This window comes from Candidatus Eremiobacteraceae bacterium (assembly GCA_035314825.1).
Lineage (GTDB): Bacteria > Vulcanimicrobiota > Vulcanimicrobiia > Eremiobacterales > Eremiobacteraceae > JAFAHD01.
Genome location: DATFYX010000059.1, coordinates 55,284 through 72,489, shown reverse-complemented (window position 1 = coordinate 72,489; position 17,206 = coordinate 55,284). Strand labels below are relative to the sequence as shown.

14 protein-coding genes and 1 riboswitch are annotated in these 17,206 nt (G+C 69.2%); of the genes, 6 read left to right on the top strand and 8 right to left on the bottom strand.

Annotation, left to right across the window (positions count from 1 at the left end):
* Positions 1-78: 78 nt before the first annotated feature.
* Positions 79-672: a hypothetical protein gene (locus VKF82_07710; protein HME81949.1), complete on the bottom strand. Its 594-nt coding sequence runs from the start codon at positions 670-672 to the stop codon at positions 79-81.
* 74 nt (positions 673-746) lie between these two features.
* Here VKF82_07710 and VKF82_07705 point away from each other — a divergent pair, with 74 nt between their 5' ends.
* Positions 747-1,031 (top strand): hypothetical protein, encoded by a 285-nt coding sequence (locus VKF82_07705; protein ID HME81948.1) that lies wholly within the window; start codon positions 747-749, stop codon positions 1,029-1,031.
* Here VKF82_07705 and VKF82_07700 read toward each other — a convergent pair.
* From VKF82_07700 to VKF82_07685, 4 genes are read right to left on the bottom strand one after another with little or no spacing between them, the layout of a single operon-like run.
* A complete protein-coding gene (locus VKF82_07700) occupies positions 1,014-1,886 on the bottom strand; it encodes a helical backbone metal receptor (protein ID HME81947.1) in 873 nt (290 codons plus the stop codon). The two genes, VKF82_07705 and VKF82_07700, sit on opposite strands and share 18 nt — an antisense overlap.
* Positions 1,887-1,888: 2 nt before the next feature.
* The gene (locus VKF82_07695) at positions 1,889-3,853 is read right to left on the bottom strand and encodes a TonB-dependent receptor (protein HME81946.1); all 1,965 of its coding nucleotides are present in this window, start codon (positions 3,851-3,853) and stop codon (positions 1,889-1,891) included.
* 11 nt (positions 3,854-3,864) lie between these two features.
* Positions 3,865-4,596, bottom strand: coding sequence for an ABC transporter ATP-binding protein (locus VKF82_07690; GenBank protein ID HME81945.1), 732 nt, complete (start codon positions 4,594-4,596; stop codon positions 3,865-3,867).
* Positions 4,593-5,525, bottom strand: a complete 933-nt coding sequence (locus tag VKF82_07685; protein HME81944.1) for an iron ABC transporter permease — start codon at positions 5,523-5,525, stop codon at positions 4,593-4,595. The genes VKF82_07690 and VKF82_07685 overlap by 4 nt, the downstream gene beginning before the upstream one ends.
* A gap of 135 nt (positions 5,526-5,660) precedes the next feature.
* Positions 5,661-5,882, bottom strand: a riboswitch (cobalamin riboswitch).
* Positions 5,883-5,921: 39 nt separating this feature from the next.
* Between VKF82_07685 and VKF82_07680 the strand changes: the two genes are divergently transcribed.
* The 4 genes from VKF82_07680 to VKF82_07665 are packed head-to-tail and all read left to right on the top strand — an operon-like array spanning position 5,922 to position 10,820.
* On the top strand, positions 5,922-6,770 hold the full coding sequence (locus tag VKF82_07680; protein HME81943.1) for an FAD binding domain-containing protein: 849 nt from the start codon (positions 5,922-5,924) through the stop codon (positions 6,768-6,770).
* Entirely contained in the window at positions 6,770-7,294 is a 525-nt protein-coding gene (locus tag VKF82_07675) for a (2Fe-2S)-binding protein (GenBank protein HME81942.1), read from the top strand. Before VKF82_07680 ends, VKF82_07675 begins: the two co-directional genes overlap by 1 nt.
* Complete coding sequence (locus tag VKF82_07670; GenBank protein ID HME81941.1) at positions 7,291-9,561, top strand: xanthine dehydrogenase family protein molybdopterin-binding subunit; 2,271 nt, start codon at positions 7,291-7,293, stop codon at positions 9,559-9,561. Before VKF82_07675 ends, VKF82_07670 begins: the two co-directional genes overlap by 4 nt.
* Positions 9,558-10,820: an AI-2E family transporter gene (locus tag VKF82_07665; GenBank protein ID HME81940.1), complete on the top strand. Its 1,263-nt coding sequence runs from the start codon at positions 9,558-9,560 to the stop codon at positions 10,818-10,820. The genes VKF82_07670 and VKF82_07665 overlap by 4 nt, the downstream gene beginning before the upstream one ends.
* Before the next feature lie 608 nt (positions 10,821-11,428).
* Here the strand turns inward: VKF82_07665 and VKF82_07660 are convergent.
* From VKF82_07660 to VKF82_07650, 3 genes are read right to left on the bottom strand one after another with little or no spacing between them, the layout of a single operon-like run.
* Positions 11,429-13,573: a 3'-5' exonuclease gene (locus VKF82_07660; GenBank protein ID HME81939.1), complete on the bottom strand. Its 2,145-nt coding sequence runs from the start codon at positions 13,571-13,573 to the stop codon at positions 11,429-11,431.
* Complete coding sequence (locus tag VKF82_07655; GenBank protein HME81938.1) at positions 13,563-15,152, bottom strand: PD-(D/E)XK nuclease family protein; 1,590 nt, start codon at positions 15,150-15,152, stop codon at positions 13,563-13,565. The genes VKF82_07660 and VKF82_07655 overlap by 11 nt, the downstream gene beginning before the upstream one ends.
* 10 nt (positions 15,153-15,162) lie before the next feature.
* Positions 15,163-16,371 (bottom strand): UPF0158 family protein, encoded by a 1,209-nt coding sequence (locus VKF82_07650; GenBank protein HME81937.1) that lies wholly within the window; start codon positions 16,369-16,371, stop codon positions 15,163-15,165.
* A 297-nt stretch (positions 16,372-16,668) separates the two neighbouring features.
* On the opposite strand from VKF82_07650, the gene VKF82_07645 reads away from it, so the two are divergent.
* Entirely contained in the window at positions 16,669-17,193 is a 525-nt protein-coding gene (locus tag VKF82_07645; GenBank protein HME81936.1) for an RNA polymerase sigma factor, read from the top strand.
* Positions 17,194-17,206 lie beyond the last annotated feature (13 nt).

Genomic DNA, 17,206 nt, shown 5'->3' with positions numbered 1-17,206 from the left:
CGAGAGGGCGCGCAGCAGCGCCTGGCCCGCGGGCGTCGCCAGCTGCTCGTATGGGTTGATCGCGTCAGGACCGATAGATCACGCGTCCTCGGGCACGCGGATCACATGCAGCCCGCCCGCGCCTTCGAGGTTCTGCGCCGCCGCCGCAGCGCGCGCGGCGTCAAGCCGCGCGACCACGGCGAAGCCATGATGTTCGATCTCATCGACGATGCGAAACGCGATGTGCGTCGAGCGCTGCGGCGCAAGCGCACCGCCAAGCGTGGCGCCGGCAAGCGCGCCGACCACCAGGAACAAGAGCGCGCTGCCGATCAGGCGATAGTGCGGATCCAGCGGCAGAACGCCAAGGGACGGGAATAACGAGATCGCCGCGCCGGCGAGCGCGCCGACGAGCGCGCCCACCACCCCTCCACGGTCGACGTTGCGTGCGCCCAGCGCGGCCGATGCCAGCCCTGGAGCGCCGGCCAGCGGATCCGCCGGATCGACATCGTCGGCGATGCCCAACTCGTGCGCCAGCTGCGTCGCAGCAGGTCTTGCCGATCCCACGGCGCCGATCGCCACCTCTGCCGGCGCGACGCCGCTATCGAGCAACGAGCGGACCCCGGCCTGCGCCGCCGGTGCGTCTGTGAACGCGCATGCGACGAACACCAGCGGCGATGGTGAAGGTGACTGCATCGGGTCGCGTAATTCCCCTCAGGCCGCAACGAGTCCCGCGGCTCAAGCCGGCGGCACGTGATCGATGGGATCGAATGGACAAAGAGAAAGTTCTCGTGGGCAGATCGGTGAGCGTACGCGCGCGCGACGTCGAACCGGAATATTTCACCGACGTGCACCGCGCGTGGGTCGGCCATGCGGGGCGCGTCCACGCGATCGTTCCCGGCGGCGCGGATAATCCGTTGATCAAAGTCGGTTTTGCCGACGGAACGCAGATCGTCTTCTACCGCCTGGCAGACCTCGACGTCGATCGAGCGGGCGAGCTCGACACGCCCAAAAGGCACGGCGAGCGCGCAAGCCACCTACCGAAGCTGGACTGACAACCACTCTAAGCCCTGGACCACCCGCGGCCCATTGCGCTCGAGGATCGAATCCTCGGGCGGGCGCACCACGCGTCCGCGCTGCACGGCGCTCAGGCTGCGCCACGGTTCGCGCGCTCGGACGTCGGCACCGAACGGCGTGTCGTTCGAAACGATGATGACCTGCGGGTCCGCGCGCACGATCGCTTCAGCGCTCAGATCGGGGTATGGTTGATCGAGCCCGCCGGCTATGTTGTCGCCGCCGGCCAGCGCGATCAGATCGCTGATGTAGGACGACTTGCCGGCGGTGAACCCGGGCAGCCCGAGCAAGAACAGCACGCGCGGACGGCGGCCGCCGCGCCGCTGCGCAGCGACCAGGCGCGCGAGCTGCTGCTTGATCTGGAGCGCCAGCGCATCGCCCTGCGCCGAGCGGTCACACGCGCGTGAGACGCCGGCGATGTCGGCGTACAAGTCATTGAGCCGGCGGTTGGGGAGGTACACCACGGGCACCCCGAGGCGCGCGTTGATGGACGACCCTTCGTGCTCCTGGTCGTGCAACGCGACGACCACTGTCGGGCGCAGCTGGGCGATGCGCTCGAGATCCGCGTGCGCGAGGTCGGCGACGTGCGGCAGCGTCTTCGCCGCGGCAGGATAGTCGTCGTATCGCGTGTCGGCGATCAGCGCGTCGCCGCAGCCGACCGCGTAGGCGATCTCGGTGAGCGACGGCGCAAGTGTGATGACGCGCGGCGTTCCCGATGCGATCGAAGCCGCCGGCGTGACGGCCGCGTCCGGCCGAGCGTGCGCACATGCGCACAGCGCGCCGACCAGTGCTAGCCACGCGGCCGCATGGGCGCCGCGCGCGGTTCTCCATCGCATCGTCAATGCGCGGTGAGCCGCACGCTGAACGTCGTGCCGAGCACGGGATAGCCGTACACTTGCGGCACCCGTTCGTCGGTGATGTTGTCCAGCCGGAGCAACAGAGTGAGATGCCTCGCGATGTTGCGCGACACATGCAGCCCCACCGTCGCATACGGCGGCAGCAGATGGACGTTCTCCTCGTCGGCGTATTGGCGGCCGACCACCAGCACGTCGATGCCGTCTTCGCCGATCGCCTCCACCGGCTGGGGATCGTAGCCCGCGCGCCGCCAGATCTCGAATGCGGTGGTCGTGCTCGGGCGATAGAGCAGCCGGTTGCCGCTCGTGACCACTCCGTTGATGTCGGGCGCGGTGCTCAAGTCCTGCGCCACGGGATACGCGGTGTACGAGGCCTGCGCGCCGAGTCGCCTGCTCTGCGCGTTGCTCAGCTGGACGCTGAAACCTCGCACGCGAGCGCGGCCGACGTTGAACGGCAAGAAATCGCCGAGCGTGTCGATCGCCTGGTTGACGATGAGGTTGTTCGTGTCGCTGCCGAAGAACGTGGCGGAACCGTCGATCGCACGGTCGTCGGTCAGCACTCCGGCGTCGAAGGTCGAGGCATACTCCGGCTGCAGCGCCGCATTGCCGAAACCCGGGAAGTAGCGCTCGTCAAGATTGGGCGCGCGGAACGAGCGCGCGTAGCTCGCGCGCAGCAGCGTGCCGTACAGCCCCGCCTCGCCGCCGACCTGCTGGCTCGCCGCGAAGCTCGGCAGCGTCGTGGCGGCGACGCCTTGCGTGTGGGCGCTCTGAACGGCCGCGTCCAACTGCAAGCCGCTGGGGCTATGATATTCGTCGCCCAGGTAGACATCGGTGGTCGAGTCGCGCGCGACGAGCTGCATCGGGCTATACGTCGTGCCTTGGAACAGTGCGACGGTGCCGTTCTGCTCGTACTTGGCCGTGATCGTGTCGTCGTTGCCGGCTGCGACGGTCTCGAGCACCGAGAAGCCCCGCTGCGTGGCGGTGGTCAGCGTGTCGTACGGAAACGACGGCGTCGTGTCGTAGAAATGCAGCCGGCGGCCGTCGACGTAGAAGATCGCGCTGGTCGAAGCGTTCGACGACGCGTAGGTCAGATTGAGGGAGTTGCGCTCGACATCGCGCTGCTGGCGTGCGAAGACGCTGGTGAATTGAGGGCCGAACTCCGTACTGCCGGGAGCGCCGAGCTCGCTTGTATTGTCGTCCACGTGTAGCGCAGCGTCGAAACGGCGGCCGAAATGCAAGCATGCGCACAGCGTCACATCCGACGCGTGGAGATCGTTGTTCGTGCGCGTGCCGTTCGGTATGCTCTCAAAGCCCGGGTAGTCAAACGTGTTGCTCGCCGAGCGGGTGAACGCGTCGACGCGGAGACCCCCGTCGGGCCCGGCCGCGGTCACACCCGCGCCGCTTGCGAACTCTCCCTCGTATCCGATCTGAGCGTAGACGGAATCCCCCGGTGGCGACAACGGACGTTTGGTGAGGATCTCCACCACGCCGCCGATCGCGCCCGACCCGTAGCGCGATGAAAGCCCGCCTTCGATCACGGAGATGCGCTCGACACCGTCGAGCGGCATGGACGTGAAGTCGGTGATGCCCGTATCGCCTTCGTTCACGGGCCGGCCGTCCAAGAGGATCAAGGTCTGCGACGCGCTGTCGCCGCGCAGCGCCACGGTCTGCAGCGCCCCCGCCGTGCCGGCCTGACGGACCACGACGCCGGGGACGAAGCGCAGCACGTCGCCGATCGTGCGCGCGCCCAGGCGCGCAAGCTCGGCGATGGGAAGCGTGTAACCCTCGCGCGGGCCGGCGTGTGCGACGATCTTGCCCAGATAGTTGTCGTAGTGGGTGATGACCGACGGTGTCGGCGACGGGCTCGGACTTGGCGAGGGCGCCGATCCTGCCGCAACTGCCGTTGCGGGCACGGCGCCGGCGAGCAGTATCCAGCAGGCAGCGCCCAACGCACGCGACCTCAGCGCGGACTGCATACGATGTAGCCCTGTGCGTCGCGATGCGTGCCCACTTCGACGCCGAACGCGCGCGTGAGCGTCGGGGAGCGAAACACGGCGTCGGGCGGCCCGCACTCGATCGCGCCCCCGGCGAGCAGCGCGATGGAGTCCGCGAAGCGTGCTGCGAGCGTCAGATCGTGGATCGCCGCGACGACGCCGGTGCCGGCGCGCGCGATGGTCTTGAGCGTGCGCAAGACCTCGACCTGATAGCGCAGATCGAGGTGCGTCGTCGGTTCGTCGATCAGCAGCACGCCGGCGTCCGACGCCAGCGCCGCCGCGATCCATGCGCGTTGCAGTTCGCCGGCGCTCAGGGTGGCTGCCGGATCGTTCGCGCGTTCGCGCAGGCCGGTCCGCTCGAGCGCCGCCGCGATCGCAGCGCGCTGCCCTTCATCGTGCCCGAGCCGCCACCACGGCCGGCGCAGCGCGAGGACGTAGCCCGACAGCTGCGCCGGCGTCACGTCCGGCGGCAGCGCGAGCGCGGTCGAGATGAGCGCGACCCGCTGCGCCGGCTGCACCTCGCCCTCGGTCGGCTTCTGCATGCCCGCCAGGACGCGCAGCAGGCTCGATTTGCCGGCACCATTAGGCCCGACCAGTGCGACAAGGCCCCCCGCGGCGATCGAGATATCGAGCCCGGTGAAGATCTCACGCGGGCCATAGCGGACAGCCAGGCCGCGCCCGGTCAGCAGCGCGCTCACAGGTCCACCGGCCGGCGCGCTATTATAAGGAAGAACGGCACGCCGACGAAGGCCAGCAACACGCCAAGCGGCAGCTCGGCCGGCGCGGCGATCCCTCGCGCGAAGGCGTCAGCCACGATGACCACGATCGCCCCCGCCATGGCGCTGGCAGGCAGCAGCCAGACAGCATCGCCACCGACGAGCCGGCGCGCGACATGCGGCACCATAAGGCCCACGAACCCGATGATGCCGGAGACGGCGACGCACGCGGCGGCGATGAGCGCGGCTGCCGCCAGCACTGCGAAGCGTGCGCGCCCCACGCGCAGGCCCAATCCGGCGGCCGCCTCGGTGCCAAGACGCAACACGTTGAGCTGTCGTACGAGGAACAGCGCGCCGAGCGAGCCGGCGGCGACATAGCAGGCCGTCAGCGCGACGTCGCTCCAACCCTTGCCGCCGATGCCGCCGGCGAGCCAGCCGAGAATCGTCAGACTGTCCGAGGAGCCGCTGCTCAACAGCACGATGGTGACGACGGCGGCGCAGAGCGACGAGATGGCGATACCCGAAAGCACGAGCCGCAGGTTTGCGCCCGGCTCCGGGCCTGCGGCGACGGCCGTCACGACGACCGCGCACGCCAGGCCGCCCGCGAACGCGAACGCTGGCACGAGCACGAACGAAAGGCCAAACGCGATGCTCGCGCTGGCGGCCACAGCCGCGCCGGCCGACACGCCGGTGACGTACGGATCGACGAGCGGATTGCGGAACAGCGCCTGCAGCATCGCACCGGCGATGCCGAGGCCCGCGCCGACGCACGCCGCGATCGCCAAACGCGGCAAGCGGATATCCCACACGACGATATGCGCGAGGCCCGATGCGGTGGGGTGCGCGAGCGTGGCGACGATCGAGCCGGGGCCGAGCGGCACGCTGCCCACCGCCAGCGAGACGGCGCCCAAGCACAGCGCGAGCGCGCTCAGGCCGAGCAGCCAAAAGAGTTTGGATGGAATGGCGCGCGTCGCGCCGAGTTGCGATGTGGCCAGTGCCCTGCCCCTTTTTCCGCGAAGGAGACGTCGAGCGGCGCGATCGCCAGCGACCGCGCACGTGCCTGGGGCAGGTCTCCTGACTTCCGGATCATCGCCTTGTGCCGGTGCCTTCCCGCCGGACGGTCGAATGAATTCGACCGCTCCATACGGTGGCGTGACCGGCGGCTCCCCGGTTACAGTGGCGCGACCGTGCCGGATTCGCACCGGCTTCCCTGTCGCCCCGAGGCCATGTGCGCCGCATCTTCCGCGACCCGATGGCGCTTCCTTTCATAGGCGGTCGCGCGGCGTGCGGAGAAAGGGCGGCGCGCCGTGCAGTACTTCGAGCCCAACTTCATCGATGAGGCGCTCGTGCTTCTCGACCGGTTCGCGCCGCACGCGCGCGTGCTCGCGGGCGGCAGCCTGCTGGGCTTTGGGGTCCGCGCCCGCCCGTCGGAGGCCACCGCGATCGTCAACGTCAAGCGCATTCCCGCGCTGCGCGAGATCAGTTTTGACGGCGCGACGCTGACCATCGGGGCGCTGGTCACGGCGCGCGAGGCGAGCGGGCACGAACTGATCCGCGCGCACGCGCCGCTGCTCGCGCTGGCGGCGTCGGGGCTTGGCGCACGACAACTGCGCACGGTGGCGACGATCGGCGGCAATCTATGCTCGCGCCACAATGCCGCCGATATCTCCACCGCGCTGCTCGCGTGCGATGCGCGCTGCCTGCTCGCGGACATCGCGTCCGGTCCGACAAGCGTCTTTGCGGTCGATTTCGTGCGCGCGCAGAGCGACCCGCGCACCTTGCTGACCGCGATCGAAGTGCCGGCGTCGGACGCCGTGGTCGACTATCAGAAGATGCAGACACGGCGCGCGTTTGAGATGGCCGTCGTCGGCGCGGCCGTCGCGGTGGAACTCGACGGGGGCACGGTGCGAGCCGCTCGCGTCGCGCTCGGCGGCGCGGCCGCGACGCCAGTGCGAGCGGCGCAGGCCGAATCCTGGCTGCGCGGCAAGCCCGCCGGCGCAGCGGCGGCGCGCGAAGCCGCAAGGATCGCCGCCGAGCGCGACGCCGATCCTCCGAACGACGCGCACGCCAGCGCCGAGTACCGCCGCCAGCTGGCCGGCGTGCTCACCGAGCGCGCCTTGCACGAGATCTTCGACCTGGCCGGAGGCGCGCGCTGATGCAGCCGGTCACGCCGATCGTCAACGGCACGCCGCGCGAGGTCGTGGTCGAGCCGATGCAGACCTTGCTCGCGGTGCTGCGCGATCAGCTAGGCTTGACCGGCACGAAAGAAGGCTGCGGCACCGGTTATTGCGGCGCATGCACCGTGCTGGTGGACGGACAGCCGGTCAACGCGTGTCTGTATCCGGCCGTCGACGCTGACCGGCGCGACGTCACCACGATCGAAGGTCTTGCCGCCGACGGCGGCGCGCTGCACCCGGTGCAGGCGGCGTTCATCGAGCGCTTCGGGTTGCAGTGCGGCTATTGCACGCCCGGCATGATCCTCGCGGCGGCGTCGCTGCTGGCCGAGAACCCGCAGCCGAGCGCCGAGCAGACGCGGGCCGCGCTGGCCGGAAACATCTGCCGCTGCACCGGGTATCAAACGATCGTGGCGGCGGTCCAGGATGCGGCGGCCCGGCTGCGCGAGCAAGGCCGCTCAGGCGAGACGCCGGGCACACGTTCTTCGATACGGTCACGAGCATGAGCACGCCGATCACCGTCGGCTCGCGCCGGCCGCGCCTCGATGCGGACGCGAAGGTGCGCGGCCAGACGCGCTACACCGCAGACATCGCGCTCGAAGGCGCGCTCGCCGGCGCCGTCGCGCGCAGTCCGCACGCGTTCGCGCGCGTCGTGCGCGTCGACGTGACGCGCGCCGCGGCCATGCCCGGGGTGCGCGCGATCGTTTACGCCGGCAACACGCCGCCCCAACCGCTCGATTTCGGCATCAAGGATCAGCACCTGTTCCCGCGCCCATATGCGCGCTACGCGGGCGAGCCGGTGGCCGCCGTCGCTGCCGATTCTGAGGCCCAGGCGCGCGCGGCGGCGGCGGCGATCGATGTCGAATACGAGGTGTTGGAGCCCGTGCTCGACGCGCAGCGCGCGCTTGAGGCCGCGTCGCCACTCGTGCATCCGGACTGGAAGAGCTACGAGAAGCTGCCGACGCGCGTGCTGCGCGGGAACGTCTGCGGCTACAACCGGATCAGGCGCGGCGACGTCGCGGCGGCGTTCGAGCGGTCCGACGTCGTCGTGCACGCGTCCGAATTCCGCTTCTCGCCGGGCTTGCCCGGCTACATCGAGCCGCGCGCGGCCGCAGCGCGGCGCGAAACGGATGGCGGGCTCACCGTGTGGTGCGGCTCGCAGTCGCCCTACGACAATCGCGATGAGCTCGCAAAATTCTTCGGCCTGGCGCCCGAGCGCGTGCGATTCATCAATCAATTCGTCGGCGGTGCGTTCGGCGGCAAGATCATCATGGCGCCCGAATGGTATGCCGCGGCCCTCGCCCTGCAATGCGACCGGCCGGTGCGCATGGCCTGGTCCAGACATGAAGACGGGCTGCATGCGTTTCCGCGCCACGGGGGCACCGCATCGTTTCGCAGCGCGGCTACGGCCGACGGCAGGCTGGTCGCGATGCGCGCGTCGTTCATCTACGACACGGGAGCGTACATCGGATACGGCACCGGAACCGCGCTGATCTCGACCATGCTGGCGTCGGCGCCGTATCGCATCCCCGATCTCGACCTTGAAGCGACACTCGTCTACACGAACAAGCACGTCGCAGGTCCGGTGCGGGCGCCCGGCGGCCCGCAGGCCAACTACGCCAAGGAGCTGCATCTGGACGAACTCGCCGCGCTGCTCGGCTTGGATCCGTTGGAGTTCCGCCTGCGCAACGCGTGGGAAGACGGCGACCGCGGCCCCGGCGGCCAGAAATTGTCCGGCGTGCGCGTCAAAGAGGCGCTGCGTAAGGCCGCCGATGCGGTCGGCTGGGGGACGCCGGCGCGCCCCGGCTCCGGGCGCGGAATCGCCTGCACCTGGTGGTTCTCCTCGTGCGGCGAATCCAAAGCGCGGGTCGAAGTCCGCGCTGATGGAACGATCCTGCTGGCGTCGGGCAACCCGGAGGTCGGCACCGGAGCTTCGTCGACCGCCCTGCCGATGATGGCCGCCGAAGTCCTCGGCGTCGATCCCGCGCGGATCACGGTGGTGCTGTCCGACACGGCGACGGACACCTACGATTCCGGCGTCGGCGGCAGTTCGTCCACGTTCGGCGCCGGCATGGCCGTCGCGGCGGCGGCCGGCGATGCGCGGACCAAGCTGCTGGCGCTTGCCGAAGATGCGCTTGAGGCGCGGACCGAGGACATCGAGCTGCGCGATGGGCGCGCGCTGGTGCGCGGGTCGCCCGACCACAGCGTGCCCCTGGCGGATCTGGCCCGCAAGGCCGGCGGCTCGGTGACGGGTCTGGGCGAAAGCGCCGAGCAGGACGATCCGGAGTTCGACGAGAGCTTGACGGAGACGCACGGCTTCGCCAGTTGGCTCGCTCCTTCGTACACGGCGTCGGCGGCGCACGTCGACGTCGATCGCGCGACCGGCGCCGTGATCGTGCGCAAACTCGCGACCGCGCAGGACGTGGGATACGCGGTCAACCCGGTAGGCGCGATCGGCCAGATCGAGGGCGGCGCGGTGATGGGCGTCGGCTGGGCGCTCACCGAGGCGCTCGCATTCGACGAGCGCGGTCACGTCAAGCCAGATCTCAAAGACTACCTCATGCCCACCGCGGTCGACGCGCCGGAGATCGAGACGATTTTGATCGAGTCGTCGCCGGGCGTGGGCCCGTACGGCCTCAAAGGCGTGGGCGAACCGCCGATCACCACGCCGCCGGCTGCCATCGCGTGTGCCATCCGCGCGGCCGTCGGCGCGGCACCGCACGAGACGCCGATGACGCCCGAGCGGGTCTGGCGCGCTGCACGGCAGGAATGAGCGACGAGGCCCACGCCGCCGAAAACCGAGGCGCTCGCGCCACCTACGCGCTGATCGTCACCGCTTTAGTGCTCGCGCTCGCGTTGGCAGCGTGGGCGCTGCTTCATTTCTTCGAGCGCATCCACACGGTCGCGGCCATCATCGTCGGAGCGGTGTTCTTCTCGTATCTGGTCGCGCCGCTGATCAGGAGGTTGCGGCAACGTTTGCCGGCGTGGACCGCATTGCTCATCGTCTATCTCGGCATCGCGATCGTGATCGCCGCGCTGGTATGGATCGCGTTTCCGCTGATGGTGGCCGAGCTGCGCCAGTACGCGGCGGACGTGCCGGTGCTGACAAGCCAGATCCAAGCGTTTCTCAGCGTCAACGGGCCGCTCGCCGCGCATCTTCCTGATCCCGCCAAGGCGTACCTGAGCGCGCTGCCGGCGCAGATCGCCGATATGGTCGGCAAGAACGGCCTGGCGATCGGCACGGGCGCCTTTGGTGTCCTCTTGACGACCGCATCGGGACTCGCGCTGTTGGTGCTCGTCCCTATCGTGTCGGCCTATGCCCTGATGGACGCCGACTGGCTGCTCGGCGCCTTGCGCGGATTCATCCCCGTGCCCGCGCGCCCCAAGTTCGAAACGCTCTTGAGCCGATCCAACGCGGTGCTGGCAGGTTACATCCGCGGCCAGCTGCTTGTCGCGGCTGCGGTCGCCCTGCTGGTCACAGCGCTCCTGTTCGCGCTGCACGTCCGGTATGCGATCGTGATCGGCCTGATCGCGGGCATCTTCGAACTGGTGCCGTACCTGGGCGCCATCGCAGGCGCCATTCCCGGCGTGGGCATCGCGCTGCTCACCAACGGCTGGCAGAACGCGCTGTTCGTGGCGCTCGGTTTCATCGCCATCAATCAGCTGAGCGGCCACGTGCTGTCGCCGGTGATCGTCGGCGACAGAGTGGGTCTGCGGCCGATCTTCGTGCTTTTCGCATTGCTGATCGGCGGCGAGCTGATGGGCCTGCGCGGACTGCTCATCGCGGTGCCGGTCGCCGGGCTGATCCGCGTCGTCATCGTGACGTTCGTGCCGTTCGATAGCAGCGCGCTGCCGCAGGCCGGGTCAGGGAGCGGGGAAAGCGGTGACCGCAAACCGTCGGACGTAGAACTCGCAGTTGTCCCCGCGCAGCCCGACGCGCCCGGGCCCCAGGATCGGCGCGCCGCCGACGCGCCCGTCGTCGCGCACGCGCAGGATGCGCGTGCCATCGATCGCAAGGATGATGATCACTGATCCATCGCGTTGCGTCTGCGCCGACGCCTCCACGTGTACGGGCGCGTTGAGACGCACGCGATATGGCGCCGAGATCAGCTCGTAGTACGTGCCGCCGTTGGATGGGCCGCCGGGCCTCTTCTTCTTGACCACGGCGACGTTGTCGCGCCGATTGACGGTCACGGCGTACAGCTCGTATTCGGACTGATAGCGCAGCCAGACGTGCACGCCGTCATAAGCGTGCGCCGGAACGCCTGTGCGATCGAAAAAAGCGACGGTCTGCAGATCGAAGGCGACCGTGACGTCGCCGAAATCCATGCGCTTGGTGCGTGCGCGGAACACCGCTGAGTTGTTCCCATTCGTGGACAGCGCGTTTGGTTTGATGTGATCCGGCACGCCGCTGAAGCCGCTGCCGCGGTCTGCGAAGAACGAGCCCGACGTGAGCTCCCAGATCGTGTCCTGGCGCGCGGCCGGGTCACCCGGATGCTCGAATGCATACTCGTTGGTGATCAGGCCGGGCGGACGGCTAGCGAAACTGTCGATCAGCAGCGGCGGCGGAGGGCTGTCAGCCGCCGCGAAGACGGGGAGGGTCAAACACGCCAGCGCGGCGACGAGGAGTCCGCGGTGCATCACGATGCGTCGCTCGCTTGCGCGGCGAACAGGTCATAGTCCTTGGCCCAACGGGGCGGCGTGCCGAAGCCGGTCGCCGACGCGCTGCGCCAGCCGCGCGACAAACCGTATGCCAGCGCGCGGCGTTCTTGCGCCAAGTACATCGCTTTGGCGTCGAATCGCGCGTAGTACCAGGCGAACTTCGCCGTCTGCGCGGCGCCGGGCGCGACATTTTCGCGCACCACGAGGCCGTAGGTGCGCGAAAACGCCATCGCGCGCGACACGTAGATGCGAGGAAAGCGCTCGTGCGCCAGGCCGGTGACGAAGACATGCGGCCAGCGCTCCCCTTTTGCGCCCGAGATCGTGTCGCAGGCGATCGCGTCTGCGCTGCGCTGCGCTGGCCGAACGGGCACATCGCCGTCGTCAAACCCGCGCACGAGATCACCGAGCGCGTCGACGCCGCTCGCATGCGCGCCGGCGAATGCTTCGATGACGCGCAGCGTGTCCTGCGCGAGGCGCGCGCGCTGGTAGGGGGGCGCCGAACGCCAATGCTGCTCGAAGCCGGCCGATTTGGCCAAACGCGCGAGCGTGCCGGCGGGCGACAAGCCGGCATAGCGCTCGCGCCATTGCACCAGCCTCGCGCGGAAACGGACGACGCGTTCGCGCACATCCTCGGGCAGGCGATCGTCGACGGTTCCCTCCGACATGTTGCGCGCGAGCGCGGTGCGTTGACGGCCGCCGCCCGGGCGCACCCGCCCGTCGCCCACGCCGACGTCGAGGGCGAGCTGGGTCACCGCCTCGGGGTCTTCGCACAACGCGTAGATGCTCGCGTCGCCGAGACCGAGCAACGGCGAGGCAAGCACGCGCAAGAGATGTTCGTGGTCGTGGGGATCATCGACGACGGCCGCCAGCGCCAACCAGTCTCCGATCTCGCGCGGCCGCGCGAACCGTTCGAGCGGCGCATCCACCGGCAAGCCGGCGTCCGCCAATCGCTGCGCATAGATCGCCGCCGCATCGGCGCTGCGGGTGAGCACCGCGATGTCGGCGACGTGGGCTCCTTGCGCGACCAGGTCCGCGATCGAGCGCGCGACGTGGCGCACCTCTTCTTCTTCATGCTTGAAGCGCTGCGACACAGGCTGCGGTGGGGGCACGAGCGGCGGCAGCGCGATGTGCTCGGTCGGCTGTAGCGCTGCCAGCGCTGAGCGGCGGCCTTCGAGCCCATCGATCGCACCGTCAGGCCAGCCTGCGAGCGTGACATCTGCCAGACCGGCGGCCGCCAACGCGATCAGCAGATCGCTTACGGAAGCGTGCGCGTCTTGCGCGTCGTCCACCAGCACAGCTGCATACGAAGCTGCGAGCGCACGCGCCGACGGCGCGTCGGCGCTCAGCCAGCGGATGCATTCGTCGAGGATATCCTCATCGGAGAGCGCCTGCGCGCTGCGCGCGGCGCGCAGGTATTCGCGGTAAAGGCGCCCGAGCAGCACGGCCAATCCGCGCTCGGCGCGCTTTTGCTGTTGCAGCACCGCCGCATTGGCGCGCGACGCCTCGCGACCGCGCCTGCTGAGGCGGCTGTTGAGCGCCGGATCGGCGCACTTGGCCAGCGCCGCTTCCACCTCGTCGCCGTAAAAGGCCGTCAACCCGGCCGCGCACCCGCGCTCGAAGTCGTCCGGCGCGACGCGCGCGCCGCGCAGCTGGCGGAACAGATTCGCCGATTCCTCGAGGAACTTATCCGGGCGGCTCAGGAACGGCACATTGAGATCGAGATCGGCGACCTGTAATTCGGGCCAGCTCATGTCGAGCAGGCCGGCCGCGGCCTCGCGCACGATGGCGTACGCGGCGCCATCGCCGCCGGCGCGCACGTCCGGATGGACGCCTGCCAGCGCGTGATGCGAGCGCAGCCAGCGCAGGCAATGGTCGGGCGCGGTGCCGACGTGGACAGGGTGTGCCTGATCCGGTTGTTCCAGCGCCGCGCGAAAAGCACGGACGCCGGAAGGATTGGCGCAGATGACGAGCACCGGTGCGGCGCGCGCTTGACGCATGGCGCGAGCTGCGAGCGCCGTCGTCTTGCCCGAACCCGGCGGACCGGTCACCAGGGTGACGCCGTCCGGCGCCTCGACGGCTTTGCCTACTGCCGGCGCGAGCGCGATCCCCGTGTCAGCGGGCAAAGACGCGCTCGCCTTCGTCCGGCCGCTCGCGGCACGCGCGGGCGTACGCGCAGTACGAACACGGCGGATCCTCACCGACCTCGAAATGCTCGAGACCGCCGCCGGTCAGCAGGTCCGCCCGGGCGAGGAGCGTTTCGACGGCCGTTTCGATATCCTGGGGCGTGCACGATCCGCGCACGACGCCGCTGCGCTCGCTGCGTTCCACGACGGCGACCCCGGCGTCATCGGTCATGTCGAGCGCGAGCACCCAGACGGGATCGCGCGGATCGCGCAGCGAGATCAGCGCGAGCCTGCCTACCTGGTCCCCGCGCATGCGGCGCACGGTGTAGTACAGCGCCAGCTGGGCTTCTTCGCCGCGGCGCATCGCCGCGACATATTCGCGCGGGTCCTCCTCGATGCGCCCCGTCTTATAATCGTAGATGGTGATCGGGCCGCCGCCGGCCGGGCGGTCGATGCGGTCAACGAAGCCGACAAATTCGTGTCTACCCATCGTCCAACGCTGCAGCGATTCGACCGCCTCGACGTGCATCGGATGATCCTGCGCTTCGGCGCGCAGCCAACGCGCATAATGCGCCGCGACCGCGCGGGCGCGCAGGCGGCTGACCTCAAGCTCCAGCCGTGATGCGAACTGCGCTTCGTTGCGCTGGAACGCGAGATCGAGCTCCAGATGAAGGCGCTCGAGGATCGCGTTGCCGGAGAATTCTGCCGGCAGGCGGATCGCGCGATGCAGCGCCTCGAGCGCTTCGTGGAACACCTTGCCGTAGGTGGCCGCCGCCGAGCCTTCATCGTCGAGCGCATCGCACAAGTACTCGAAGAACCAGCGCCGCGGGCATTTCACAAAACCGTTGAGGCGCGATGCTGAAAACGTCATGGCGGGCGCGACTAGGGGGCGCGGTTCCTCCGGCGGCGGCCACGACCAGACATCCGGACCGGCGTCGAGGGTGTCGAACCAAGCAGCCAACGCCGACGACGCGGGCTGTGCGACGCGCACGTGTACGCCCGCACCCGCATCGTGCGCGCCCACGTCTGCTCCCAGCGCGGCCGACCAAGCGCCGAACTTGTCTGCCGGCGCCGCGTCATCGGAAAACCGGATCGAGGCGAGGCGCACATCGTGCGCCGCCGTTCTTCGATGAGAATGCAGCCGCACGCCCGGCGGCGGCGCCGCGATCGCCGCGACGATGCGGCGGTGCATCACGATATCCTCGATCCCCTCGCCGGCCAGCAGCTCGAAGGCCTCGGCGAGGGTCCGCGCCTCCAGCGGCCGCGCCGCACGTGCTCGCGCATCGGGAGGACCGTGCGGCGAGCTTCCGCGAGCGACGCGCCGCGCGTGGAGAAGCACGCGCGCGATCGCACTGCGCTCTGCATGTTCGTCCGCGACGGCGGCTGCCAGCGCCAGCTCGCCGACACCCGCGCGCTCGAATGCCGAAGCCAACTCGCATAAGCCGTCGATGAACGAATCGTCGCTGCGCACCGATGCCGGCCACGGCCAATCGCCGGCCGCGAGCGCGGCGGCGATGGCTTCGCGCAGCCCACCGGCAGGCGCGCCCGCGAAAGGCGCCCCGGCGTCGTCGGAATCCATGCGTGCGTGCTTAGACGTTGCCGGCGCTGCGTACTGCGCCCGACAGGCGCGCGAGAGCCGCTTCGATGCAGTCGATGAGCAACGCGAGCAGGCCGCTCATGTCGCCGCTATCGGCCTGGCGCAGGCCGTCGTAGTAGCGTTCACGGTCCTGCACGTGCACGATGGCAGGCGGATACGCGTTGGCTTCGAGGATCAGATTGGACAGCAGGCGGCCGACGCGGCCGTTGCCGTCCAGGAACGGCGCGATGTTGAGGATCTTGGCCTGCGCCGCCGCGGCCTTTGCGACCGGATCGGCGGACGATTCCTCCAGCCACTCGGTGAACTCGCGCAGCAGCGCCGGCACGAGTACGCTTTCCGGCGGCAGGTAGTCGCGGCCGACGATGCGCGCGTCGGTGCGGCGATACTCGCCCGCCTGCTCGTCGTCGATCGAGGCGAAGAGCTGGGCGTGCAGCTCGCGGATCGCATGCTCGGTCAGCGGCGCGTCGCTGCGCGCCAGCACGGCGGCGCGATCCAAAGCCTTGAACAGGTTGACTGCCTCGAGGTGTTCGCGCAAGGTCAGGCCGCCGACGGTCTCGCCGCGCATCACCAGATCTTCGGTCTGCGTCCTGTCGAGCCGGTTGCCGCGCAGCGCGTTGGAGTGGTAGATCTCGTCGATGCGCCATTCGTGGCGCAGTGCGGCCCGGGCGATCGCGGCCGCTTCGCCCTGGGCGCCGAACGCGCGCAGCTGCTCGCGCAGTCCACGCAAGCGTTCTTCGAGCTCGGGCGCAAAACGCAAGCCCGTCGCTTCTTCTTCCGATCGAGCGGGCTCGTCCAGGCCAAACGCCGCCGTGTCGACGCCATGCTCGCGCAGCCAGTCGAGCGCGAGCGACTCCAGCCGGCGCTGACGATAGGATAACCACGAACGGCGCGCGCGGGGATAGGCGCTGAGCACCTGCAGGAAGCGGGCGGGGCTGGTCGATCCGCTCGCGGCGCTGCGAAGGCGGTCGGCCAGCTCGCCGTCGAGCAGGGTCTCGATGAAGTCGACCATCAATGCGTGCGCTTCGCTGTGGGACATGGGATGGACGGCGATGGCGTCGGCGCGAGCTGCGATGCGCAGCGCAGCCGGGTCGTCCGTGGCGTACGGCTGGACCCGGCCTGAAGCGCTCACGAAAAAATAACGGAACTGGCCGCTCCGGTCATCAAGCGCGTCCGCCAGCTCCTCTAATAAGAAGTTCCGCACGATGGCTCGGGGCGATTCGCTCGGCCGTCCCGCGATGCCTGGTCGCGGCGCGCGCAAAGGTGACCGGGCGCACTCGACGCTGCCTGGGTAATCTCGCACAATCAGAGAACCTGTATCTCGTGTAATGCGGGGGGACCATTTTCACGCGCGGCCCCACGCCGTCCCGTCATACAGCACGAAAAGGCGGAGCCGGATGTCGATCAGGTCCTCGCACAGGACCGAGTCCCTGTAACAATGTTGCATCCGATACGGTCCAAGAAATTGGAACCAGTGTCGTCAGGGCCCGATTTTGCCCTGATGCAACGCATCGCCAAGGGAGACGGGGATGCGTTCGCCGATCTGGTGCGGCGATACACGAGAATGCTGTACAACGTTGCCTATCGGTATAATGCGGCGTCCGCGGAGGACCTCGTCCAAGAGGCATTTCTGCGCGCGTTTCAGCATGCCAACACGTTTTCGGGCCGCAGCAAAGTCTCGAGCTGGCTGTATCGCATCTGCGTCAACGTCTGCCTCACGTCCATGGGCCGTGCGAGCCTGCAGACGACCGACATCGAAGACGTCCCCGAATCAGAGCTGACCGCTTCGGTCAACGATCGACCCGAAACGCGCGCCGAGGGGCGCGAGACGTACAAGGCGCTCGAAGAGGGCTTGGCGCTGCTGCCGGCCCAGGAGCGCATGGTCTTCATCTTGCGCGAGCTGCAGGGGCTTGCGTATTCCGAGATCTCCGACGTGCTGGGCATGACCGAACAGGCGGCCCGCACCAATCTGCACCGTGCCAAGCGCAGGCTCCAGACGTGGCTGAGCCCGCTGCTGACGTCGTGAAAGGACGCATGTA